22 protein-coding genes are annotated in these 23,192 nt (G+C 41.2%); 13 read left to right on the forward strand and 9 right to left on the reverse strand.

The window, feature by feature from the left end; all coding sequences use genetic code 11:
• Positions 1–132: 132 nt before the first annotated feature.
• Together ACLOAU_RS20975 and ACLOAU_RS20980 are read left to right on the forward strand one after the other, a co-directional pair.
• Positions 133–1,563, forward strand: coding sequence for a dicarboxylate/amino acid:cation symporter (locus ACLOAU_RS20975; protein ID WP_427863860.1), 1,431 nt, complete (start codon positions 133–135; stop codon positions 1,561–1,563).
• 142 nt (positions 1,564–1,705) lie between these two features.
• Complete coding sequence (locus ACLOAU_RS20980; protein ID WP_427863861.1) at positions 1,706–2,497, forward strand: DedA family protein; 792 nt, start codon at positions 1,706–1,708, stop codon at positions 2,495–2,497.
• Here the strand turns inward: ACLOAU_RS20980 and ACLOAU_RS20985 are convergent.
• Together ACLOAU_RS20985 and ACLOAU_RS20990 are read right to left on the reverse strand one after the other, a co-directional pair.
• Positions 2,494–3,147: an NAD-dependent epimerase/dehydratase family protein gene (locus ACLOAU_RS20985; protein WP_427863862.1), complete on the reverse strand. Its 654-nt coding sequence runs from the start codon at positions 3,145–3,147 to the stop codon at positions 2,494–2,496. The genes ACLOAU_RS20980 and ACLOAU_RS20985 overlap by 4 nt on opposite strands.
• 37 nt (positions 3,148–3,184) lie before the next feature.
• Positions 3,185–4,240, reverse strand: coding sequence for an RluA family pseudouridine synthase (locus ACLOAU_RS20990; RefSeq protein ID WP_427863863.1), 1,056 nt, complete (start codon positions 4,238–4,240; stop codon positions 3,185–3,187).
• A 131-nt stretch (positions 4,241–4,371) separates the two neighbouring features.
• On the opposite strand from ACLOAU_RS20990, the gene lipB reads away from it, so the two are divergent.
• The gene (gene lipB / locus ACLOAU_RS20995; protein ID WP_427863864.1) at positions 4,372–5,118 is read left to right on the forward strand and encodes a lipoyl(octanoyl) transferase LipB; all 747 of its coding nucleotides are present in this window, start codon (positions 4,372–4,374) and stop codon (positions 5,116–5,118) included.
• A 39-nt stretch (positions 5,119–5,157) separates the two neighbouring features.
• Here lipB and ACLOAU_RS21000 read toward each other — a convergent pair whose 3' ends face one another.
• Together ACLOAU_RS21000 and ACLOAU_RS21005 are read right to left on the reverse strand one after the other, a co-directional pair.
• Positions 5,158–5,832, reverse strand: a complete 675-nt coding sequence (locus ACLOAU_RS21000; RefSeq protein ID WP_427863865.1) for a hypothetical protein — start codon at positions 5,830–5,832, stop codon at positions 5,158–5,160.
• A 53-nt stretch (positions 5,833–5,885) separates the two neighbouring features.
• Positions 5,886–6,764, reverse strand: a complete 879-nt coding sequence (locus tag ACLOAU_RS21005; protein ID WP_427863866.1) for a 1-aminocyclopropane-1-carboxylate deaminase/D-cysteine desulfhydrase — start codon at positions 6,762–6,764, stop codon at positions 5,886–5,888.
• A 150-nt stretch (positions 6,765–6,914) separates the two neighbouring features.
• Between ACLOAU_RS21005 and ACLOAU_RS21010 the strand changes: the two genes are divergently transcribed.
• Positions 6,915–7,814, forward strand: coding sequence for a nucleotidyltransferase family protein (locus ACLOAU_RS21010; RefSeq protein WP_427863867.1), 900 nt, complete (start codon positions 6,915–6,917; stop codon positions 7,812–7,814).
• Positions 7,815–7,957: 143 nt separating this feature from the next.
• On the opposite strand, the gene ACLOAU_RS21015 is transcribed toward ACLOAU_RS21010, so the two are convergent.
• Together ACLOAU_RS21015 and ACLOAU_RS21020 are read right to left on the reverse strand one after the other, a co-directional pair.
• Entirely contained in the window at positions 7,958–9,091 is a 1,134-nt protein-coding gene (locus ACLOAU_RS21015; RefSeq protein WP_427863868.1) for a S1C family serine protease, read from the reverse strand.
• A gap of 3 nt (positions 9,092–9,094) precedes the next feature.
• Complete coding sequence (locus ACLOAU_RS21020) at positions 9,095–9,670, reverse strand: RNA polymerase sigma factor (protein WP_427863869.1); 576 nt, start codon at positions 9,668–9,670, stop codon at positions 9,095–9,097.
• A 128-nt stretch (positions 9,671–9,798) separates the two neighbouring features.
• On the opposite strand from ACLOAU_RS21020, the gene ACLOAU_RS21025 reads away from it, so the two are divergent.
• The 3 genes from ACLOAU_RS21025 to ACLOAU_RS21035 all read left to right on the forward strand — a co-directional run bounded on the left by ACLOAU_RS21025 (position 9,799) and on the right by ACLOAU_RS21035 (position 13,279).
• Positions 9,799–10,017, forward strand: a complete 219-nt coding sequence (locus ACLOAU_RS21025) for a hypothetical protein (protein WP_427863870.1) — start codon at positions 9,799–9,801, stop codon at positions 10,015–10,017.
• Positions 10,018–10,278: 261 nt separating this feature from the next.
• Positions 10,279–11,949 (forward strand): DEAD/DEAH box helicase, encoded by a 1,671-nt coding sequence (locus ACLOAU_RS21030; RefSeq protein WP_427863871.1) that lies wholly within the window; start codon positions 10,279–10,281, stop codon positions 11,947–11,949.
• A 175-nt stretch (positions 11,950–12,124) separates the two neighbouring features.
• The gene (locus tag ACLOAU_RS21035) at positions 12,125–13,279 is read left to right on the forward strand and encodes an acyl-CoA dehydrogenase family protein (RefSeq protein ID WP_427863872.1); all 1,155 of its coding nucleotides are present in this window, start codon (positions 12,125–12,127) and stop codon (positions 13,277–13,279) included.
• An 18-nt stretch (positions 13,280–13,297) separates the two neighbouring features.
• On the opposite strand, the gene ACLOAU_RS21040 is transcribed toward ACLOAU_RS21035, so the two are convergent.
• Positions 13,298–13,729, reverse strand: coding sequence for a hotdog fold thioesterase (locus ACLOAU_RS21040; RefSeq protein WP_427863873.1), 432 nt, complete (start codon positions 13,727–13,729; stop codon positions 13,298–13,300).
• Positions 13,730–13,903: 174 nt separating this feature from the next.
• Between ACLOAU_RS21040 and ACLOAU_RS21045 the strand changes: the two genes are divergently transcribed.
• The 4 genes from ACLOAU_RS21045 (at position 13,904) to ACLOAU_RS21060 (ending at position 18,737) form a co-directional block, all read left to right on the forward strand.
• Positions 13,904–14,677 (forward strand): ABC transporter ATP-binding protein, encoded by a 774-nt coding sequence (locus ACLOAU_RS21045; protein ID WP_427863874.1) that lies wholly within the window; start codon positions 13,904–13,906, stop codon positions 14,675–14,677.
• Between the two features lie 7 nt (positions 14,678–14,684).
• Positions 14,685–16,346 carry a hypothetical protein gene (locus tag ACLOAU_RS21050; protein WP_427863875.1) on the forward strand — a complete coding sequence of 554 codons (1,662 nt, stop codon included), beginning with the start codon at positions 14,685–14,687 and terminating at the stop codon, positions 16,344–16,346.
• 67 nt (positions 16,347–16,413) lie between these two features.
• Positions 16,414–17,052 (forward strand): HAD family hydrolase, encoded by a 639-nt coding sequence (locus ACLOAU_RS21055; RefSeq protein WP_427863876.1) that lies wholly within the window; start codon positions 16,414–16,416, stop codon positions 17,050–17,052.
• Positions 17,053–17,141: 89 nt separating this feature from the next.
• Entirely contained in the window at positions 17,142–18,737 is a 1,596-nt protein-coding gene (locus ACLOAU_RS21060; protein ID WP_427863877.1) for a M60 family metallopeptidase, read from the forward strand.
• Between the two features lie 316 nt (positions 18,738–19,053).
• On the opposite strand, the gene ACLOAU_RS21065 is transcribed toward ACLOAU_RS21060, so the two are convergent.
• Complete coding sequence (locus ACLOAU_RS21065; protein ID WP_427863878.1) at positions 19,054–19,455, reverse strand: hypothetical protein; 402 nt, start codon at positions 19,453–19,455, stop codon at positions 19,054–19,056.
• Between the two features lie 439 nt (positions 19,456–19,894).
• Here ACLOAU_RS21065 and ACLOAU_RS21070 point away from each other — a divergent pair, with 439 nt between their 5' ends.
• Together ACLOAU_RS21070 and ACLOAU_RS21075 are read left to right on the forward strand one after the other, a co-directional pair.
• A complete protein-coding gene (locus ACLOAU_RS21070) occupies positions 19,895–20,557 on the forward strand; it encodes a YggS family pyridoxal phosphate-dependent enzyme (RefSeq protein WP_427863879.1) in 663 nt (220 codons plus the stop codon).
• Between the two features lie 235 nt (positions 20,558–20,792).
• Positions 20,793–22,484, forward strand: a complete 1,692-nt coding sequence (locus ACLOAU_RS21075; RefSeq protein ID WP_427863880.1) for a phytoene desaturase family protein — start codon at positions 20,793–20,795, stop codon at positions 22,482–22,484.
• On the opposite strand, the gene ACLOAU_RS21080 is transcribed toward ACLOAU_RS21075, so the two are convergent.
• Entirely contained in the window at positions 22,481–23,179 is a 699-nt protein-coding gene (locus ACLOAU_RS21080) for a DUF2490 domain-containing protein (protein WP_427863881.1), read from the reverse strand. The two genes, ACLOAU_RS21075 and ACLOAU_RS21080, sit on opposite strands and share 4 nt — an antisense overlap.
• Positions 23,180–23,192 lie beyond the last annotated feature (13 nt).

Here is a 23,192-nt window from a genome sequence, read left to right on the forward strand (position 1 = left end):
AATTGTTTTTACAGAGGAAAAATAAGGAATAATCGTATACACCTTAACAAAACTTTTGGAAGTTACACATATTATTCTCTATTTTACCAAGTTTTAAGTACCGTAAATTAGTTTTTAAGCCTGCCTCGATATATGATGAAAACAAAAAAAGCCGGATTAATTGCACTCATAGCATTCACGCTTGTGGCTATAATACATTTATTTAGCTTCGAAGTCAGTCCTTTGCCTACTCAGTTGCTATTTGCTTCGAGGTGGATATTAGTTATCATACTTATCCTTTTTGCTTTTTTAAAAAAATCTCTCACAACCTGGATCCTCGTTAGCATTTTATTCGGGGTGATACTGGGAAGTGACTTCCCGGGGGTAGCGCTGTCTTTTCAGCCTTTAAGCCAGGGGTTCATTAAATTAATTAAAACTATTGTTGGACCGATTCTTTTTGCAACCCTCGTGTATGGCATCGCAGGGCATTCAGATCTGAAGCAGGTAGGGCGAATGGCCTGGAAGTCTTTACTGTATTTCTACAGTGCCACTACCATTGCTTTATTCATTGGGTTGGCTGCTATTAATATTACCAAAGCTGGGGTAGGGATCGATGCATCTAAAATCCCGCATCACGATCTGCCCAAAACCTCGGTAGTAAAAGAGGCAGACGCTGCCGCCCTTAAAAATATTCCGGAAGGCGACCGTTGGATTTACAAAACTACATCGTTTTTCAGGGACATTTTTCCTGAAAATATCGTGAAATCTGTTTATGAAAACCAGGTGCTGCAGATTGTAATATTCTCTGTAATATTTGGAATTGGTTTGGCGAAGCTTCCGGAGGGTAAGAAAAAGCCAATTGTAGACTTTATGGAAAGCCTGTCAGAAACCATGTTTAAGTATACCCACCTCATCATGTATTTCGCTCCCATTGGGGTAGGCGCCGCGATGGCGTATACAGTAGGCCACATGGGTATAGATATTTTAAAGTACCTGTTCATGCTGCTTATTACACTGTACGCAGCCCTGATCGCTTTTATATTATTGGTGCTGTTACCCGTTGCATTGTACCTTAAAATTCCTATTAAGAAATTCATCCAGGCTATCAAAGAACCGGTTTCTATAGCTTTTGCTACTACCAGTTCAGATGCGGCTTTACCAGCAGTAATGAGAAATATGGAACAATTCGGTGTTCCTAGGAACATAGTGTCCTTTGTTGTCCCAACGGGATATAGCTTTAACCTGGATGGTACCACGCTTTACTTATCATTAGCGTCTATTTTTGTGGCGCAGGCGGCAGGCATGGATCTGTCCTTTGGCCAGCAATTACTGATCGCCTTAACTTTGATGATCACCAGTAAAGGGGTTGCCGCTATACCACGGGCATCTTTAATTATATTAATTGCTACTGCTGAGCAATTTGGCTTACCTATTGTAATTATTGCTGCTATTTTAGGTATTGACGAGCTGATGGACATGGGGCGAACCTCTGTAAACGTTATTGGTAACTGCCTGGCCTCCGTGGTGGTAGCTAAATGGGAAAAGGAGTTCGATGAGTCGAAAGCGCTAGCTTTCAAAGATTAGAAAATATTTATCTGCAGGTTTAAACCTTTTTTTAGCACTTTTGTTGAATCGCTAGCAAATGATAGACCTTATCTTTGACGGGTTTAGCATAACTGCTTTGGTAGTAAAACACATAAACAAAAACGAACGATAAAATTAAATCATGATCGAGTTATTGAGCACGGCATTTCAGTGGACGGATTTATTGCAGCCAACCTGGTATATAGAAAATGGAGGGTTATGGTTGATATTGTTTGTTGTTTTCGCAGAAACAGGGTTATTTGCAGGCTTTTTTCTGCCCGGCGATACCTTATTGTTTATAGCGGGCATTTTTGCCCACAAGATGGAAAAAGCAGGTGAATCGGTGCCAGGCTTAGCTAACCAGTTTATGCAGGTAATTGGTTTGGGGCATATACATAATGAGTGGGTAGATCTATTTGTATTGTTTGGCCTGATTGCTTTAGCGGGTATATTAGGTAATATGGTAGGCTATTGGACAGGTAGAAAAGTGGGCCCATCGATGTATACCTGGAAAGAGAACTTTTTCTTTAAAAGAAGATACCTTGAGCAGGCGCACGACTTTTACGAAAAGAACGGCGGATTTGCCATTGTGGTAGCCCGCTTTCTTCCTTTTATCAGAACTTTCGCTCCTATTATTGCAGGTATTGTGAAAATGGAAAGAGCTAAATTTACTTTCTACAATGTTCTGGGTTGTTGCTTATGGGTATTCAGCCTGATTTTTGCCGGTCACTTCTTGCAAAAATGGCTGTTGAGTCATTATAATTTTGACCTTACTGCTCACCTGGAAATCATTATTATTGGCATTGTTGTGATCACTACTTTCCCGGTTATCATGAAGCTGGTAAAAGGTGGCAAGAAAAGCAAAGAAAAACTGATCAAAGAAGCACAGGAAGAGCGTATGGATAATACAGTTGAAGAGCAGCAAAAAGACTAACTCTTTGCTGCGGTTTTTATATCGCTTATTTCAAGTATATTTTTATGAAAGCCATGTGTACTCACAAGTATCATGGCTTTTGCTAATTCAGAGAGATGGATCAGTTTTCGAGGAGCTACCCATTTTAATAGTTTAATAACCGGCTTGTAAAGCGCTGGCACATTTACAGCACCTTTAAACGATTCCATACCACCCGGCCTGAAATTATATACTGCCTTGAAAGGAAGTTTCAGCAAATCATTTTCGGTTTTCCCCTTTACACGAGCCCATCTCATTTTCCCTTTTTCAGTACTGTCTGTACTGGCGCCAGATACATAGCAGAAAGTCATTCCCGTATTTTGCCGGCATAATACTTCCGCTACGTGAAGGGTAAGGGTATAAGTCATCCGGTAATAATCTTCAGCGCTTATCCCTACTGAAGACAGGCCCAGACAGAAAAAACAGGCATCATAGCCCTGCAGTTGATGTTCAATAGGCGTCAGGTCTTCAAAATTGCTATGTAAGACCTCTTTAAGCTTGGGATGAGTTATATGAGCTGACTTGCGGCTTAGTGATAAAACGCTTTCGATTCTGTCATCATTAAGGCAATGATGTAAAACGCCTTCACCTACCATGCCGGTAGCTCCTGTAATGATCACTTTTAATTTCATTGATGATATTTAACAGGCAGACGTTTGTTGCCGGGTTTTACTCTGTAGGGCGATAAGCAGTGGTATATCTTCGCCATTTTTCTATTACTTCTTCTATATCTGCGGCAAGATCGGACTCAAAGAAAACCCGTTCGCCTGTTGCCGGGTGTGTAAAGCCCAGTGTTTTGGCATGCAGTGCCTGCCGGGGACAAATGGCAAAGCAATTATCTACAAACTGCTTGTATTTAGCGTATACCGTTCCCTTGATGATTCTGTCACCCCCATAAAAATCGTCATTAAAAAGCGGATGTCCCAGGTGTTTCATGTGCACCCGTATTTGGTGGGTGCGCCCGGTTTCCAATATACATTGTACCAGCGTAACGTATCCGAATCGCTCCAATACTTTATAATGAGTAATAGCTTCTTTTCCATGGTCTCCTTCCGGGTAAGCTTCAAATAGCTTTCTAAAACGGAGGTTGCGACCCACGTGTGCTACAATGGTTCCTTCGTCTTCGGCCACGTCTCCCCATACCAGTGCGATATATTTCCGGTCAACGGTATGGTCGAAAAACTGCTTGGCCAGGTTCCTCATCGCCAATTCGGTTTTAGCCAGTACTAATAAACCTGTGGTGTTTTTGTCTATCCGGTGTACCATACCAAAACGCGGGAGGGTTTCTGCGTTAATAGCAGCATTTTGCTGCTGAAGGTGCCATGCCATCGCATTTAGTAAGGTTCCATTAGGATTACCGCTGCCAGGGTGTACCACCATACCTGCAGCCTTATTTACAATAATGATATGCTCATCCTCATAAAAAATATTCAAAGGAATATTTTCAGGAACAATTTCATTCTCATCAGGTGCTGTATCAGTAAAAACAACAATCTCCTGGTTGCCCTTCACTTTAAAATTAGGTTTTACCTCGCTACCGTTTACCAGCACCATTTTGTTATGAATAGCCTGTTGTATTTTGTTGCGGGTGGCTCCTTCAATACGGTTCATTAAAAACTTATCAATACGATAGGCTTCCTGGCCCGGATCGGTCTTAAATACAAATTTCTGATACAGTTCATCGCTCGTATCCTGTTGTTCGGTATATATTTCTTCCTCGTTCATTGCGTGCAAAGGTAAACTAATGTGTTTTGAACCGATTGTGTTTATTTTTGTTGCTTATAGAAATTAATTGGTCTACATAAAAGCCAGTTAATTCTTACTCTTTCTTCATATTTCAAACTATCGAACGCAAGGTGAAACAACAAGTTCAGTTCCGTGATTTAGGCAATATGCGCTATAAAGATGCATGGGATTTCCAGGAAAATATATTACAGGAAAATGTGTTGGCTAAAACACGTTTACGCGAGTTGCAGGACAGTGGTGAACTCGACCAGCTTGCGGAGAAGCCTCAAACGCGTCATGAATTGCTTTTTGTAGAGCACCCACCTGTATTTACCCTGGGAAAAAGCGGCGATATGGGCAACGTTTTAATGAGTGAGGAGCACCTGGCTAAACTAGGCATTGACTTCTTTAAAATCAACAGGGGAGGAGATATTACTTTTCACGGCCCCGGACAATTGGTGGGATATCCCATTTTTGATCTCGAAAAGTTTTATACAGATATTGGTAAATACCTGCGCAATATTGAGGAAGTGATTATCTTAACCCTGGCTGAATATGGTTTACAGGGCGAACGTTCGGCAGGTGAAACAGGTGTATGGCTCGACCCGGACAAAAAGGGCCGGGAGCGCAAGATATGTGCCATTGGCGTACGAACCAGCCGTTGGATCACCATGCACGGGTTTGCGCTGAATGTAAATACCGATCTGAATTATTTTAACATGATCGTGCCCTGCGGCATACAGGGAAAGCAAGTCGCTTCTTTGCAAAAAGAGCTGGGCCGCGAAGTAGATATGAATGAAGTGAAAGAGAAAGTGAAGCGGAATTTTGAAAGAGTTTTTGAAGTAGAAATAGGGGGTGAGTTGGATGCAATTAGTTGACAAGGTCAACTAATGAACCAGTCAACTAGTCAACCATCCTCAAAAATCCTTAGGCAGGAAAACCTTATTCTTTTCTAACAGCTTGCCATCGGCATATAATTCAAAATTGATGTACCCCGCTGTGGCGAAATAAGAGCGATCCAGTTTAAATCTTTTCTCTTTAATATTATTAAGCTCGAATAGCGGCTGACCATTTTCACCATAAAATTTCACATCATATTTTCTCTTATCCATTGGTAATTCTACCCGAACATACCTGTCGGGCGAGGTGAAAATATAAGTAGATTGTATAAAACCCGCGGGTATAAAATTGGGATTTAAATTAACTTCCGTATTCGATTTATTGCCGCTGTTATAGGCATCGGCCAGGCCAGATGAATCTACAGTGGGGCGTTTAGACTTGGTTGAAATATATTTTCCGCCTTCAAACATCACAAAAATCCGGTAAAACATATTGTCATTGGGAGCAGTGGCATCAGCAAATCCGTTTTGCTGCAGGCCGGGGTCGGGTAGGGTACCTATTGTTTTAAAATAATTAAGTGTATCGGTTGACCGCTGAATGCTGATTTGTTTTACTCCCTGGTAATTATGGGTCCACGCCACAACCACCCTGTTAGTCCCTACTTTATAAACGGAAAAGTCGGGCAACTGTTCCTGGGCGCTGATACCTGAAATAATAAAGCCTGACAGTAAAAACAATAAAATCTTCTTCATGATAGAGCCATTAACTACTTAACTAACAAAGATAAGCGAGTGCGGATAACAGATCAGAAAATTAACGTTCCTTTTCGTAAAGAAAGATTACCCTGAAGTCCGCCTGAATGCACCAGAAGCAATCTGGATCCGATTGGGAAATAGTTTTGATTGATCAGGTCGTGCACTGCATAAAATAGTTTACCCGTATACACGAAATCGGTGGGGATGCCGGTTGCTGTAAATAACTCGTTCATAAATTGGAGTAATGCAGGTTTTTGTTTAGCGTATCCGCCAAAATGATAATCATGGTTGATGGGGACCGCCTGATCCTTATGAATAAGAAGATTTTGTACTTCCTGATTGAGGAGTAAGTGGTTTTTCAGCACACTGAAACCCAGTACAGTGGCGTGATCAGCTTTGCTGTTCATCAGGCCGGCCATCATAGTGCCCGTTCCCACGGCACATAGAACATAATCAAATGCGCTTTTGTCGTAAGGAATGGTAGATGCGCCCAATGCGCCGTCCTGGCTATAACCTCCTTCGGGTATTATATAGTAGTCATTCCTCAAAAAAGATGGCGGGATGGTTTTGTTTTGATAGTCTGATCTTGAAATAAAATGTAGCTGCATGCCATATTGCTGCGCTTTCAAAAGCGTGTGGGAGTAAGCTGGCGGCTCTTCGCCCCGGATGATGCCTATACAAGGAATGTTATAAATAGCACAGGCAGCAGCACATGCAGCAATATGATTGGAAAAAGCTCCTCCAAATGTAACAATAGTTTTATATTGCCCTTCTATGGCTTTTTGCAAGTGAAATGTAAGCTTAAACCATTTGTTACCGCTTATTACAGGGTGTATTTTGTCCAGTCTTAAAACATGTACATTTATTCCGTTTCGCGACAAAAAAGGTACAGTTTCTGTGGTGATTAAATCTTCGTCAATAATATCCATAACAATGATACCTGTTGGCTAAATTACCTTATTTTTGAGACCATTCATTTTAGCAAAAGTATTGCCCGATCAAATTCGGTTGCAAAATAAAAACCGGCGGGCATAGCCTGCTACCACTAAACGATAAAAGAAAATATAAAAAACTTACGAATGAAACCGACATTAGTGATTTTGGCCGCAGGAATGGCCTCTCGTTATGGCAGTATGAAACAGGTGGAGGCTTTTGGTCCGAGCGGCGAAACCATAATGGATTATTCAATAGCAGATGCTGTGAAAGCAGGATTCGGAAAGATCGTTTTCCTGATCCGTGAGCAGTTTGAAGAAAATTTCCGCAAACTGTTTGCTTCCAAGCTCGATGGAAAAGTGGATTATGAGTTTGCTTTCCAGGAGTTGGATATGTACCTGGATGGGGCAGAAATCCCGGCAGAGCGTACCAAGCCCTGGGGTACCGGGCATGCGGTATTATGTACGAGGAAAGTGGTGAATACCCCATTTGCGGTTATTAATGCAGATGATTTTTATGGTTTCGATGCATTTAAAAAAGCCGTTGAGTTTTTAACTACCGACTGCGATGAAAAAACATATGCAGTAATCAGCTACCCTTTAATGAATACCTTGTCGGAGCATGGTACGGTAAACCGCGGTGTTTGCGGATTAGATGAGAAAGGCAATCTGGCGAGCGTGGTAGAGCGTATAGGTATTGGTTTGCAGGGCGATAAAGTAACTGTAGATGATGGCTTACAGCCCGATGAATTGCCGAAAGATACAGTGGTATCGATGAATTTCTGGTGTTTCCATCCTTCGGTTTACGATTTGTATGAAAAAGACTTTAAAGCTTTTATTAAAGAAAGCATTGCTGTTCCTAAATCAGAGTTTCTGATCCCGGCAGTTGTAGACAATTTTATTAAAGAAGGCGGCGAAGTAAAAGTGGTGACTACATCAGCGCAGTGGTTTGGTGTGACTTATAAAGAAGATGCACCTGCTGTACAAAAACAGTTGAATGACCTGATTGAACAAGGTGCCTACAGCACTAATCTCTGGGGTGCGTAGCAGAAAATAGAAATATGTTAAAAAAAGTCAGGCCGTGGTTTAAACCATGGCCTGACTTTTTTTAAATTGCTTGTACCGTGGCCATAAAAAAAGCGCTACCTCTGTGGGTAGCGCCTATCCGGTTTTGGCTTTGCTTAATCGCCTCAATTCACTTTCACCATATATATGTATTCTTCTATTTTCTTTACCTGCTGGGGACTCTTCATTCCACTAAGTGAGCTTTTAGTACTAAGCTTTATATTTTTAATAGTAGAGTCTATATTGTCTTTCTTCCTGGCGTCGCTAAGGGCGTTAAAGATATTGCGTGTTTGAATAGCAAATGCAACACCCTCTGCGTCCTTCTGCTTGGCATTTAAAATACCAATAATTTCGCCATTACTGTTCAATACCGGGCTGCCGCTATTACCTCTTTCTGCTTTTACGTCAATCTGGCAACTTAAAGTATCTCCATTGAAACCTGTCCGGGAGCTAAGGTAACCTTGTCCGTACACCAGTTCTTCATCTTTAGGATAACCGAGGGTGAAGATTGGTTCGGCCAGGTCTGTTGCTTTTTTAGTAAAACTATAAGGAGTGCCAGGTAATGCTTTAAACTGGGGATCGTTTATTTTCAAAATAGCTATGTCTGTAGCCGGGTTCGTGTATACTACTTTTGCCAGGAATTCTTTGCCGGCTGTATTTTGTACGGCTATATTCTGGGCCTTCTCAATTACGTGATAATTGGTTACCAGGTATCCCTTACCATCGATGATGAAGCCTGTACCACTGTTGGTATAAGGTATTTCTGGTGTAATGGTGGCTGTGCTGCCTTGTTTAAGAGTGCTGATCTCCTTGTCCTGTAAACGGGATTTTTGAGCCAGTGTGTTAATATTCTTTTTAAGTATTTCCAGCTGGTCTTTGGGCGCTTTAGGGGTAACAGAACCTACAATGCCGTTTACCATTAAAGCTGTAATGCCTGCTATTGATGCAGCAATGGCAGCTGTTTTCTTAAATTTATTGAACAGGTATAATACTTTACCACCTTTAGGTAGGGTGGCATTTATTTTACCCTGGGCCGATAAGTCATGGTGAACTTCGTTCAGTGACAGCTGGAATTTCTGCCACTGGTTGAACTGGTTCATTTTTTGTAAAAACAAAGTATGCTCCACTACCATCTGATCTACTTCACTATCTGCCTTCCGCAGATTTTCGAAATGAAGACGTTCATCCGGGTTCATATTACCCATTATATACCGTTCAACGGCATCTAAAAGGGTTATATTATTGTTCTGGTCATTCATCACTTAATCAGGTTTTTTATATTGAGAAAAGAATATTTTTTTTAAGCGCATCAGGCATTTGTATTTCTGGGTTTTTGCATTTTCTGCATTTGTGTACCCAAAACTTTCTGCTATTTCCTGCATGCTGTTGTTTTTAAAGTAAAACGCCTCCAGCAGGCTTTTACAGGGTTCTCCTAATGTGCTGATAGCTGAATGCATCATTTCAAATTCTGCATCCTTCTGTTCGTGCTCCACTACATCACCGTCTACAGCTATCTGGGTTTCGTTAGTATCATCAAAATCAGTGGTACGTCTATTACTCTGGTTCAGTTTTTTTAGCCAAAGCCTCCTGGCAACAGAGTAGAGGTACGTTCTTATCTGGCAATTCAATTCAAAACTACCTGATCTTGCTTTATCATACAAAACCATCATTGCCTCCTGAAAAATATCCTTGGCATCATCTATAGTTCCGTTGTTATTAACTACCAGCGCCTGAACCAGATTATAGTTCTGGCTATAGATCATTTCAACTGATTTTTTGTCGTTACGAGCTAATCCTTTCAGTAAAATTATTTCCTGTTCTAATGTAGAATCTTTCAACCTATGATTATTTAATACGAATTTTTAAAAATAGTAACCCTTTTGCAGTCAGAAAAAATTTTTTATTTACTGGGTTACCTTTTGTCCTTTCAGGTATTAATTATTTTAACGCGCAAACCTTTTTTTGTATGAAAAAATTATTTATTTTATTCGCAATCAGTTCTTTAGGATTCGTTGCTTGTAATAATGCCAGCGAAGGTGAAGGTAATTCAGATTCTACAGGTACCAGCTCTGATACTACAGCAGTAGATCCTACTTTAGGAAATCCTCCAGTAAACCCAACTGATACTATGGTTAATCTGGATACAACCGCCGTTTCTTCCGATTCGTCTGCAATTAAACTGTAATTTTTATTCGGCAAGCAATATAGAGGAGCCATTCCGCCACGGCGGAGTGGTTTTTTTGTGTCTGTATAGAAACACAATCACATTAAATACCGCCTGGAGCGGAAAACTTATTAAATAAAACAGGCCCGGAATTTGGGTATTATCGCTAGGTGATTTAATGCAAATGCGACTGAAAACTATAGTTTGAACAGATACGAAGAAGGACTATATATTTTCAAAAATTGCCAAATGATTTGTTTTTGTTACCTTTGCACTCTTTTTATGACAACATTTGAATCATTAGGGATTGAGGCTGGGCTGCTTCAATCTCTGGAAACTATAGGTTTCGTAACACCCACACCCATTCAGGAACAGGCCATTCCCGTTTTATTACAAGGTACCAAAGATTTCGTAGGTTTAGCACAAACCGGAACCGGTAAAACCGCGGCATTTGGCTTACCCTTGTTACAACTTATTAATAAAGAGCAGCGTACCCCGCAGGCTCTTGTTATTTGCCCAACGCGTGAATTGTGTCTGCAAATTGCTAAAGATTTAGCCAACTTTAAAGCAAAAAAAGGTTCTATAGGAGTAACCGCCGTGTATGGTGGCGCCTCTATTTCTGACCAGATCAGAGAGATTAAAAGAGGAACCAATATTATCGTAGCTACGCCCGGCCGTTTAATTGATTTAATTGAACGCAAGGCCATCAATTTAGAAGGTATTCATTACGTAGTTCTGGATGAGGCCGATGAAATGCTGAATATGGGCTTTAAGGATGATATTGAATTCATTCTTAAAGAAACCATCAACAGGCAGAGTATCTGGCTCTTTAGTGCTACAATGCCTCCTGCAATCAGGCAGGTGAGCAAACGCTATATGGACAGCCCACATGAAATTACCGTAGGTAAAGTTAATTCGGGAAATGCCAATATCGATCATCAGTATTATTCAACCCAACACGTAAACAGGTACGAAACATTAAAGCGTATCATTGATTTTAATCCTGGTATTTACGGTATTATTTTTACCAGAACTAAGGCAGACGCTCAAAACGTAACGGAAAACCTCATTCGTGAAGGTTATGATATTGAGGCTTTGCATGGTGATTTAACACAGGCGCAGCGTGATAAAGTAATGGCGCGTTTTCGTGAGAAGTCTATCCAGTTGCTGATTGCTACAGACGTAGCCGCAAGGGGGATTGATGTAAAGGAAATTACACACGTTATCAATTATGAATTACCGGATGATACAGAAGTGTACACCCACCGAAGTGGCCGAACAGGTCGTGCCGGTAAAAGCGGGGTTTCTGTTTCAATAGTTACTCCAAGAGAAATATATCGTTTACGCCAGATTGAAAAACTGGTAAATACGAAATTTCATAAAATGGATATCCCAAGTGGTAAAGATGTTTGCCGCAAACAGTTCTTCCATTTTATCGATAAAATGCTGCAGGCAGATATCAGCAATGGTGAGTATGCTACCTATCTTCCTATTCTGCAGGAAAAATTTGCAGATGTAGATAAAGAAGAGATCATGCAGCGCGTAGCGGCTTTAGAATTTGATCGCTTTCTGAAGTATTATGAAAACTCGGCTGATTTGAATATCCGTGATTCGGGTAAAGGTGGCAGAGAGAGCAGATCGGCAGAAAGAAACATTGGTAGCAGAGAAGGTCGCAGCTCCAGGAGCAGCAACGGCAACTACCAGCGTTTATTTGTAAACCTCGGTACAAAAGATGGTTTCTATAAAGCCAGTTTCTTACAGTTTATTTTAGATATGAGTGGGTTGAGTAAAGATGTATTGGGTAAAATAGACATGAAAGATATGAACAGCTGGGTTGAAATTGATCCATCTGCCGGTGGTAAAATGATTAAAGCACTGGACGGTAAAAATTATCGTGGCAGAAAAATTCGCATGAACGACGCTGAAAACGGCGGTGGCGGACGCAGAAGGTAACTGGTACTTTAAGTAAACCTCATTATAGAAATCGCTCTCCGGAGCGATTTTTTTTGTTTTCTACATACCGTATTGTCTCAGCCATCGAAACAAACCGAATTGCTTCCTGTCAACTTTTTACTGGAGGTACGTAGCTATTTCTACAAATGAATTACATTTATAAAAACGTAGCTATATGAATTTTGAACTGACCGAAGAACAATTAATGATACAGAAAGCTGCACGTGACTTTGCACAAAATGAATGTTTGCCTGGTGTGATAGAACGTGATGAGCAACAAAAGTTCCCGGGTGAGCAAATATCCAAACTTGCAGATCTGGGTTTTTTAGGTATGATGGTGGATGAGCAGTATGGTGGCGCTGGTATGGATACCATTAGTTATGTACTGGCTATGGAAGAGATATCAAAAGTTGATGCCAGTGTAAGTGTATGTATGAGCGTAAATAACAGCCTGGTGTGTTACGGACTGCAGGCTTTCGGGTCGGAGGAACAAAAACAAAACTATCTGAAACCTTTAGCACAGGGAAAAAAGAATGGCGAACTGTATATCGGCGCTTTCATGTTAAGTGAGCCTGAAGCCGGTAGTGATGCTACTTCGCAACGAACCACTGCGGAGGATAAGGGTGATCATTATCTGCTTAATGGTACTAAAAACTGGATTACGAATGGAGGGACGGCCTCCGTATACCTGGTAATGGCGCAAACAGATGTATCAAAAGGCTCCAAAGGGATTAACACTTTTATTGTTGAGAAAAACTGGCCGGGCGTAACGGTGGCTGCTAAAGAAAATAAGCTGGGTATCAGAGGTAGTGATACCCATACCGTGATGTTTACCGATGTAAAAGTGCCCAAGGAAAACCGGATTGGCGCTGATGGATTTGGTTTTTCATTTGCAATGAAGACACTGGCTGGCGGACGAATTGGTATAGCTTCCCAGGCATTGGGCATTGCAGCTGGAGCGTATGAATTAGCTAAAGAATATGCTAAGACCAGGAAGGCTTTTGGTACCGAAATTATGAACCACCAGGCCATAGCTTTCAAGCTCGCCGATATGCACATGAAAATTGAGGCTGCCAGGTTATTATGCCTGAAAGCTGCCTGGGAAAAAGACCAGCATCAGGATTATACTATTAGTTCTTCTATGGCCAAACTCTATGCTTCTGAAACGGCCATGTGGACTGCCATTGAGGCGGTACAGGTGCATGGCGGTTATGGATATGTGAAAGAATATCATGTGGAGCGGCTGATGCGCGATGCCAAGATCACACAGATATACGAAGGTACCAGCGAGGTACAAAGAATTGTGATCAGCAGGGGAATATTAAAATAGAGATATTCCGTTTCATCATTACTTAAATTTTCTTCTTTCAATTACAGCAACTGTAAGTCGGCTTACGCAAATCAGTTGTTGACTGTCGTCATATAACTTAATATCCCATACATGGCTGCTCTTACCCAGATGTAGCGGGCTGCAAACCGCGCGTACGCTTCCCGACAAAACCGGTCTTAAATGGTTGGCATTAATTTCCATGCCCACTACCATAAATTTTTCTCGGTCCACCACCAGGCTGCTGGCGTATGAGCCTACAGTTTCTGCAAGAACTACCGAAGCACCACCATGCAGAATGCCATAGGGCTGCCGTGTTTTGTCGCTCACCGGCATCGTAGCTTCGAGCGTATTTTCGGTGATACCTGTAAATCGAATACCCAGGTGGGTATTCATATTGTCATTGGTTATTTCGTTCAACCTTGCCAGGTCATATTCTTTACTCCAGATCATACTCATATTTTAAGTGCATAAATGTAAGATGATACAATTAAATATTGTATTACTCACTTGTAGTTAAAGCGCTAATCCGAAACAAGTAATGGTGAAGGTCATGCAAAAAAAGGGACCTGCAAAGGAAAGTACGGTATAATAAGTTGTAATATTGACACTCTAAAAAGCTACAAAATGAGCGTGATCGAAACAACTGGCCTTAAAAAACAATACGCTGGTAATTATGTGTTGAAAGGCATTGATCTGCAGGTAGAGCCTGGCATGATACTCGGGTATATCGGTCCTAATGGAGCAGGTAAAAGTACCACCATCAAAATTATTACCGGTATTATCGACGAATTTGAAGGAGAGGTGAAAGTATTTGGACTGGATGTGCGTAACGATGCATTGGAGGTGAAAAGGCGTATTGGCTACATCCCGGAGCTGGCGGCACTTTATGATACACTAACCCCTGTGGAGTATCTTAAATTTACAGGTAAATTATACGGCTTAAGCGATGAAGTGATTGCTGCGAAAGGGTGGGAGTTGTTGAAGCTTTTTGATCTGGCAGATAAAGCTGATGCGCGCATGAATACCTACAGTAAAGGGATGAAGCAAAAGGTGCTGCTGATCAGCGGCCTGATGCATAATCCCGAAATTATTTTCCTGGATGAACCCCTGAGCGGTTTGGATGCGAATGCGGTTATATTGGTAAAAGAAATGCTGCAACAGTTAAAGCAATCGGGTAAAACCATTTTTTATTCATCCCATATTATGGATGTAGTGGAGAAAATAAGCGACCGCATTATTCTTATAGATAAAGGGCAGATCATTGCTGACGGCACTATTGATACACTCAGGCAGCAGGCGCAGCAGGGATCACTCGAAAGCATATTTAAGTCGCTGACTGCTACCGATTCGGCCACAACCAATACTGCCAAAGAAATTATAGACGTATTAAACAGCTAACTATTACATGGATACTTTTTTTCTTCGCTTATTTTTCGGGATTTTAAAGCTGTTGCCTTTATCAGGTGTAAACCTGGAACAGGTACATATGATTGCATCAACTAAGCTCACTATGGACAGGCGGCGCAAGCCTGCTACCTGGAAGCGGAGCCAGCAGAAGGAATCTTCTAATGCCATGCTGTATGCTATGTTTTTGTATGCATTAATGGGATTATTTATTGGGCTAATGATTTTTGTTGTGACAGATTTTATGCTGGCCATGATCATCCTGCATACCTACCTGCTCTTTATGCTGATCATGATACTGATCACCGATTTCAGCAATGTGCTCTTAGATACTTCCGACTCGCAGATCATATTGCCCAAACCTGTTACCAGCCGTACCTTACTGGTAGCCCGTACCTTGCATATCATTGTATACCTGGGCCAGCTCATACTGGCTATTATGATATGTCCATTGGTAGCCACTCTCTTTAAGTATGGAGTAGCGGTTGGTGTCTCCCTTTTATTAACAACCCTGCTCACTGCTGCAATAGGTATTTTTATCACCTATATTTTATACGGACTCGTGCTGCGGTATACCAGCGAGCAAAAAGTAAAAGATATCATCGGTTACTTCCAGGTATTTATGACCGTTTTCTTTGCGGTAGCTTACCAGGTAGTTCCCCGTTTAATTAACCTGAGCGAAACTATTTTTAGTTTTGAGTTGCATTGGTATTCCTATTTATTACCGCCGGTATGGATGGCCAGTTTGCTGGATTCAGTGCAAACCGCCACTATCGACGGCGCACGGATTGGTATGATCGTTTGTGCGATCGGCTTACCGATACTTGCCGGCTTCGTTATAACGAAATACCTGGCTCCCTATTTCTCCCGTTTTATGTCTGCGCCTGCGGAAGGGGGAACATTTGTTAAAACAGAAAGGACTAGCAACCGTAAGGCCAACCTCTCCGAAAAACTGGCCGGTATACTTTGTCGGTCCCCTTATGAAAATGCTTCATTCACACAAGTATGGAAAATAACCGGACGCGATAAGAATTTTAAAATGCAATTTTATCCCAGCCTGGCTTATATTCCTGTGTTTATCTTTATCATCTTTTTCAGGAACTTTAAAGACGTTGGGCAAAAGCTGGCGGATTTGCCGAATGGAAATATGTTTTTATGGTTGTTATACCTGGGCATGTTTTCGGTAACATTAAGCCTGTCGCTGATCAGCTATTATGAAAATTATACTGCTTCCTGGGTATACCAGACAGCACCCATCAATAAGCCCGGAGAGCTGATCAATGGCGCTATAAAGGCATTGCTGGTCAAGTTCTTTATACCGGTCTATCTTGTAATGAGTATGGTCACGTTCATTATCTGGGGACATAAAACTTTAGATGATATCCTGCTGGTGGGCTTTAACAGTATTCTCATTTTTTATATCAGTGCGTTAATGTCCACACATTACCTGCCGTTTTCCCAGCAACCGAATGCTAAACAGCAAAGTGGTAAATTTTTAATGGTATTGTTACGTATGTTCCTGATCGGTATCCTGGTAGCCTTACACTGGTTGGCCCTAAAAATCAGCTGGCTGGTTCTGGCATTGGTACCTTTATCTCTTGCCGGTTGCTGGTGGGCACACCAACAGGTACAACAACTTCCCTGGCGGAAAATTGTTGTTTAAACCAGCATCTACGCTTGTGCTTTAATAATGTATTTTTGATCTCGTAAATCTTTAGTTAGTAAATCTTATGCATCAGTATAAAGCTTTTTTATTCGATCTGAATGGTACCATGATTGACGATATGGAATATCACATCAAAGCCTGGTACAGGATACTCAATGAACTGGGGGCTGAGATATCTATGGAGAAAACTAAAGAAGAGTGTTACGGAAAGAATCATGAGTTACTGGATCGGGTATTTCCCGGCAGGTTTTCCCTGGAAGAGAAAAATAAGATGAGTATCGAAAAGGAAAGACAATACCAGGAGGAGTTCAGACCACATTTACAACTGCTTGCCGGTCTGCCAGAAGTGCTGGAACATTACCATAGCAAGGGTATTAAAATGGCCATTGGGTCTGCTGCTATTATGTATAATATCGACTTTGTATTGGATGGGCTAGGGATTCGTCATTATTTCCAGGCTATTGTCAGTGCTGACGATGTAGGGAATAGCAAACCTGATCCGGAAACTTATTTAAAGTGTGCAGCGTTATTGCAGACTTCTCCTTCAGATTGTCTTGTATTTGAAGACGCTCCTAAAGGTGTAGATGCTGCGGCCAACGCCGGGATGGATTGCTTTGTATTAACAACTATGCATCATAAAGATGAATTTACACAGCAGAATATAATAGGCTTTGCGAAGGATTTTGAAAACTTCAATTTATAGGTTGCTTAATAGTTTTAATTAAACTTGATCAATCGTTTGCGCGCAATTCTCATCTTTCAATGGATTATCTTTCGGTAAATCATTGAAGTATGAAAAGATTTTCAGCCTTGTTAACTGCTATTATTGGTTTTTCAATTTTGGTAGCAGGCCAGTCTGCCTCTGAGCTGGCGGTAGCGTATAAAGACCTCGCTGTATTTGAAACGCCGATGGCATTATCTCTCAAAAAGGGTGTCCGGAAATCGGCAATCGACCAATTACAAAATGCCCAGCTAAAGGAGGCCGCTTTAGCATTATTGAATAAATCCTACAATCCCGAATATCGTTCAGCAACCTATAAGGCCTGGTTAACTCCTACAACCCTTGGGCAACAATTAATGATCGGCGATGGGTACAGTAAATATGAAGGAGTAACTGGCATTTATTTGCCCGAAGGAAAACATACGATACTGGTGGATGGCATTGCAGAAGGCAAAGAAGTCGGGTTATTGGTGCCCAATTGGAACCGCAGGACTCCCGAAGGTGTAAAGCCAGATAAAGATCCGGCAGGCTGGGGTATCCATAAACAGCGGTTCGTTCTACGCAATGGTGTAAATATTATCCAGGTGAAAAACAATGGAGGCCTTGCTTATATCGATTATTATTCTGATGAGCCCCTAAAAGAAAAGCCGATACAAGCTCATTTTGTAGCCGGCAAAGTGAATGGCTATTTTGATATCAGTAAAGACAATAATGATGATTGGAACAAATTGATTGATAACGCTGTTTACCCCGTGATCGATGCCAAAGGAAAACATATTCAGATAGCTTATCCTGTGGAAGCCTGTAAAAAATACGCGTATGGAAAAGGAATGGAGTTGATTGCCAATTATGATTCGCTGGTATACCGGCAGCACCGGATATTGGGATTGATTAAATATAACAGTGTTCCTGATAATCATATCCTTGCCCGGGTAAATTATAATTACTACATGTTCCGCGATGGCGATGGTGTGGCTTATATGGGCACTGATCCTGGCAATGCAATGGCCCTTGTAGTTGATCCCGCGCGTGTACTAAAGGGCGATCCCTGCTGGGGCTTTAGCCATGAGGTAGGACATGTGCACCAGTTACGTCCTTATTTGAACTGGGGCGGATTAGGTGAGGTGAGCAATAATATTTTCTCTTTATACGGCACCACATCCTTTGGAAACAAAAGCCGGGTTAGCGAACAGAAGAACTATCAAAAGGCACGTGATAGCATTATTGCGAGAAAGATATGTTACTTGCAGGATGATGACGTGTTTAACCGCCTGATCCCTTTTTGGCAATTGCAGCTCTATTTTGCCGGGGCAGGTAATAATCCTGATTTTTATCCTGATCTTTTTGAAGCTTTTCGTAAACAGGGCAATGCAGAGAAAACCGGTCAGCGCGGCGGACGCAGAGGTAACGGTGGTTGGGGTGACAGGGGCAATAATCCCGCACCGTATCAATTAAATTTTGTGAAAACAGCCTGTGAAGTAAGTAAGACCGATTTGACAGATTTCTTCGACCAATATGGATTTTTTTACGTGGGCCAATTCGAGTTTGGTGATTATGGCAGCTATAAATATGATCTAACACAAGACATGGCTGATAAAACAAAAGCTGAAATAAAAGCTATGAATTTGCCGAAACCAAAAGTGGACCTTACCAGGCTGGAGGATTAATTAAAGGCATATAGTGGAATAGCTGTAAGTTCGGTAGAATACACCATTGTTACGTCAAGGAAATATGTCTTTATCAGGTACTATTGTTGCCTAGTTACCGGTACTCTAATATTTGATTCCATGATCAAATAACATCTATCACTTTACAAGAAGTTTTCGAGTCCGGAGCGCGCGACTGTACACAAACAATCGCCACAAAGGAATGTATTTTACAGGTTTATATATTAGGAGAAGATTCCTGTTATATATGATAATTCCTGTAAAAAAATACCCCCTGCTAAAACAGGGGGTACATCTATATATATAATTGATTGCCTTACTTGATTTTGCTAACTGCTATTTCATCAGTTGCTTTTTGGGTTCTGTTTACATTATAAGAGCTTAAAGTTTTACCTTTTGCGTTCGAGATAGTAAAAGTTAGTTCATAATCGTTGCCAACTACATTATCAAACTGGTAGTTACGAACAATCTTTGTTCCGCTTACTTTTTCGTTGTACAATATATTTCCGTCAGCATCAGCAACTGATACGAAGATGGTTTCTTTAGTATTGTTATTTAACGTTAACCTGTAAACCGGAGATTCATTAAGATTGCCGATATAAGCTATTTCAGATTTTTTATCATCATCAATATTACCAGCAAATGCAGGTGTTGAGGCTATTGCCAAAATAGAAATGAATGCTATTACAAATGTTTTTGTTTTAGATAGGATGTTCATGTTGTTCAGTTTAAATTATATCTTAAAAAATTGAATGAATATTTAAATGGTCGTATCTTTTCGAGATAGGCCATTACACTTTTACTGGTTCGATACCGAACTTGTTGTTAAAGTGTTTGCAAATAGTACCCCTAACCGGATCGCTATTTTTTCTGCTTTTAAAAGAACTGTTTTCATTTGTCTCTTTTTTTAATTCGTGATAATCTTTAACCATTATTGGTTGTTTGATTATGTATTTATAACACAAAGATATACTACCCTAAACCCGGTCGCAAACCAATATTGAGCGGCTTTAAGGAAGTTGAAATTTTTAAATTTTTTTACAATCGTATGATTATCATATATTTAAATGCTTATTTTTAATGATGTCCAAACATGGTATTCGCATCAGGAAACAATGAAATTGCTATAGAATGTTACAGGGGCTTACTTTTGCAGCATGTCTGTTAATATATCCGCATATCAGCAATTAGTAAAGCAGCTGAGCGATTCCTCTATAGCCCTGGTTGCTGTTTCGAAGATTAAACCGGTGTCTGATATTAAAGCGCTATACGATTTAGGTCAGCGTGATTTTGGAGAAAATTATGTGCAGGAATTGGTAGATAAACAGTCTCAGTTGCCCGGCGATATCCGCTGGCATTTTATTGGCCACCTGCAAAGTAATAAGGTGAAATATATTGCTCCTTTTGTACATCTGATTCATGGCGTAGATAGTATCAATTTATTAAAAGAAATTAATAAACAAGCGCTAAAAAACGATCGTGTTATTGATTGTTTGCTGCAGGTGCATGTGGCAAAGGAGGAGACTAAGTTTGGTCTTGATGAAGGAGAACTCCACGATGTAATGATGGAGGTGCCGGCACTTAAAAACGTGCAGGTAAAGGGCTTGATGGGTATGGCGAGCTTCAGCGATGATGAAACATTGGTGCGCAACGAATTCCGGCAGTTAAGGAAACTCTTCGGGCAGTTGGATCAACCTGAAATTTTAAACCTTAAACCTGAAATATTATCTATGGGCATGAGCGGCGATTATAAAATGGCGATAGAAGAAGGAAGCACTATGGTGCGCGTAGGTAGCCTGCTTTTTGGGGCGAGGGTGTAGCAGGAAGTTCAAGGGTTAAAATTCAAGGTTTAAGGTTTTCAGTTTAAGGTTTGATAGAAACTCAAAGTCTTGTCGAACAATTTTAAACATCCGGTATTCAACTTCAATACTACTTATTGTATTCTATCGCTTTACTATCCCGGGATAAAATGTCCGGAAAATCACCTGGTTATATTTTTCTTTCTTCCCTGAGAATGCCTTATTTTACGCAGAATTGTGACTATATACAAATCCAATGGGTAAACCATTTAAGTCCGGGTATGACGTAATTATTATAGGGTCAGGCGTTGGCGGACTAACAGCCGGAGCGTTATTAAGTAAAGCAGGGCTCTCAGTTTGTATTCTGGAGAAGGAACCCCATGTGGGCGGCTACCTGGCAGGTTTTCGCCGGAAAGATTTTCGTTTTGATACCGCGATTCATTGGTTGAATCAATGCGGGCCAGAGGGTGTAGCGGGGAAAATATTTTCGATACTGGGTAAGGATCACCCCGTTGCCATTCCACAAAAAAGAATCAGGCGATACATCGGCAATCATCACGATTACCTGCTCACCAATAACCCTGAAGAATTAAAGGCTGCATGGATCAAAGAATTTCCCCACGAAAAAAAGGGAATCGATCGTTTCTTTAAAGCGGCAAAAAAAATAGGAGCTGCATTCAATGAGTACAGTACCGTTTTCCGCACAGAAGAAAGTATGGGTTTCTGGGAACGGATCAAAAATAAGTTACCACTCATCAGGTTCGGTTCAGCATTTATCCCTCACCTGGGATACTCGGGTGAGGAGGGTATCACAAAAGGATTGAACCGGTATTTTAAAGAAAAAAAACTGCATGATATATTTGCTGCAGATGGCGATGTGATAGGCTGTATGGTACCTATAGGGTGGGCTTACTATGGCGATTTTCAATCACCGCCCAGGGGTGGGGGGCAGGTGATACCCGAGTGGCTTAGTTACCTGGTTCGTTATTATCACAACGATGTTTTTACCAACTGCCAGGTTGAAAAAGTATTAGTAGAAGGTAACGAAGCTACCGGAGTAGTATTTAAACAGAGGGGTGAAGAGATTCAGCTCAAGGCCAACCATGTCATTGCTGCCTGCGATGTAGAAACATTGTATAACAAAATGCTACCTGCATCTGTGCTTTCAAATAAATTAAGAAAGCAATTGGAGGAAGCAGACATTTACAGCAGTTCGCTGACGATTTCTATTGCATTGGATTGTTCTCCCGGGCAACTTGGATTTAGTGAAGAACTGATTCATATCAGCAGTGATTCGGCTACTATTGAAGAACACTCGGGTGGCGACCCGTTGAAAAGTGAAATAGTGGTGCTTACACCTTCATTGAGAGATCAGTCCCTGGCACCTGAAGGTTGCGGTACACTAACTGTATTTATGCCTGCCTATATGTCTTTCAAAGATGGATGGTATACTACTAAAGATGAACACGGAAACTATGTGAGAAATGAAGACTACAGGCGCCTTAAGAACGAGATCGCGGAGGTATTGATCGATCGCTTAAGTAAAATTATTGCTCCCGACCTGCCTTCACATATTCTTTTTTATGATGTAGCTACACCGGTTACACATTGGCGATATACCGGTAATAAGCAGGGTACCATGATGGGAGCCAAACCGGGCAAAGAAAACATGAAGAACAAAGTTGCCCGCTATCGTACACCCATCAGTAACCTGCTGATAGGAGGACAATGGGCAGAACTGGGTGGTGGTGTGCCCATCGCGGTAAAAGCAGGTACCAATGCGGCTTTGCTGGTTTTACAAAAAGAAAACAAAAAGGCTTTCCGGTTGCTGGCCGATTATATGGATGCTAAGATTACTGCAGAAGTTTTTGAGAGCTCCGGTGTGTTTCATGCCTATGATAATTCATGGAAACCTAAGCCTACACCGGCCGAACGAAAGAAGAGCTAAAGCCTGGTGTACAAAGCCAGTTGTACAACGTTATTAACGGTATTTGCGGTGGCCCCTTTAGCAAATACATTCATATATCCCGCCTCTGCATCAAATTTTTTGGAGAAACGATACCCCGCTGCTATATATGCGCGGTTTTGATCAAAGAAATGATTATTGGTATTTTTTTGATTATGAATATTGGCAAACACCTCATTTTGTAAAGCAGCGAAAGGCCCTTTGGTAAAACCATTTTCATCCCGTTTTAAAGGTTGAATATGCCTGAAAAAATAACGTAGCCGTTGTGCAAATACTCTCTGATCTCCCGCTTTTTCAATAAAGCGCTGTTCCAGCCGGAAACGATGGCTCAGGCTGCCTGTAAAGGCCTTATGCGAAATGATGTATTGTTCCCATATACGGTGCTCCGTTAAAGTTGCCCCGTCTTGCGGAATGGTAGGCGCATATAAATAACCCAGGGTAGCATTTTGATTAGGTTTAATATAATAGGTTAAACCCGGCCTTAATAAAACGCTACGTACTCCATCCCAGTTGTCATGACTGCGTACCTGGACATCCATGTGTAATCCCCATTTCTCATTGAATTTTGTAGCGTTCATAAAGAAAAGCCAACCGCTTTGTTCATGCCTTGTTTGGGCAGACAGATGGTTAAACATAAAAATAACCGGAAGAAAAATGGCGGCAAATCTTTTAATCATTCGTTTAAGGCTT

Source organism: Paraniabella aurantiaca (assembly GCF_050309965.1).
In the GTDB taxonomy this organism is placed as follows: domain Bacteria; phylum Bacteroidota; class Bacteroidia; order Chitinophagales; family Chitinophagaceae; genus Niabella.

Bases quoted from the DNA above. Each gene is read 5' to 3' on its own strand.
- ACLOAU_RS21065 (WP_427863878.1), bottom strand. From the start codon at position 19,455: ATGAACATCCTATCTAAAACAAAAACATTTGTAATAGCATTCATTTCT.
- ACLOAU_RS21030 (WP_427863871.1), top strand. From the start codon at position 10,279: ATGACAACATTTGAATCATTAGGGATTGAGGCTGGGCTGCTTCAATCT.
- ACLOAU_RS21015 (WP_427863868.1), bottom strand. From the start codon at position 9,091: ATGAATGACCAGAACAATAATATAACCCTTTTAGATGCCGTTGAACGG.
- ACLOAU_RS21075 (WP_427863880.1), top strand. From the start codon at position 20,793: ATGGGTAAACCATTTAAGTCCGGGTATGACGTAATTATTATAGGGTCA.
- ACLOAU_RS21040 (WP_427863873.1), bottom strand. From the start codon at position 13,729: ATGATCTGGAGTAAAGAATATGACCTGGCAAGGTTGAACGAAATAACC.
- ACLOAU_RS20990 (WP_427863863.1), bottom strand. From the start codon at position 4,240: ATGAACGAGGAAGAAATATATACCGAACAACAGGATACGAGCGATGAA.
- ACLOAU_RS20980 (WP_427863861.1), top strand. From the start codon at position 1,706: ATGATCGAGTTATTGAGCACGGCATTTCAGTGGACGGATTTATTGCAG.
- ACLOAU_RS21055 (WP_427863876.1), top strand. From the start codon at position 16,414: ATGCATCAGTATAAAGCTTTTTTATTCGATCTGAATGGTACCATGATT.
- ACLOAU_RS21050 (WP_427863875.1), top strand. From the start codon at position 14,685: ATGGATACTTTTTTTCTTCGCTTATTTTTCGGGATTTTAAAGCTGTTG.
- ACLOAU_RS21035 (WP_427863872.1), top strand. From the start codon at position 12,125: ATGAATTTTGAACTGACCGAAGAACAATTAATGATACAGAAAGCTGCA.
- ACLOAU_RS20985 (WP_427863862.1), bottom strand. From the start codon at position 3,147: ATGAAATTAAAAGTGATCATTACAGGAGCTACCGGCATGGTAGGTGAA.
- ACLOAU_RS21010 (WP_427863867.1), top strand. From the start codon at position 6,915: ATGAAACCGACATTAGTGATTTTGGCCGCAGGAATGGCCTCTCGTTAT.
- ACLOAU_RS21005 (WP_427863866.1), bottom strand. From the start codon at position 6,764: ATGGATATTATTGACGAAGATTTAATCACCACAGAAACTGTACCTTTT.
- ACLOAU_RS20975 (WP_427863860.1), top strand. From the start codon at position 133: ATGATGAAAACAAAAAAAGCCGGATTAATTGCACTCATAGCATTCACG.
- ACLOAU_RS21025 (WP_427863870.1), top strand. From the start codon at position 9,799: ATGAAAAAATTATTTATTTTATTCGCAATCAGTTCTTTAGGATTCGTT.
- ACLOAU_RS21070 (WP_427863879.1), top strand. From the start codon at position 19,895: ATGTCTGTTAATATATCCGCATATCAGCAATTAGTAAAGCAGCTGAGC.
- ACLOAU_RS21080 (WP_427863881.1), bottom strand. From the start codon at position 23,179: ATGATTAAAAGATTTGCCGCCATTTTTCTTCCGGTTATTTTTATGTTT.
- ACLOAU_RS21000 (WP_427863865.1), bottom strand. From the start codon at position 5,832: ATGAAGAAGATTTTATTGTTTTTACTGTCAGGCTTTATTATTTCAGGT.
- ACLOAU_RS21045 (WP_427863874.1), top strand. From the start codon at position 13,904: ATGAGCGTGATCGAAACAACTGGCCTTAAAAAACAATACGCTGGTAAT.
- ACLOAU_RS21060 (WP_427863877.1), top strand. From the start codon at position 17,142: ATGAAAAGATTTTCAGCCTTGTTAACTGCTATTATTGGTTTTTCAATT.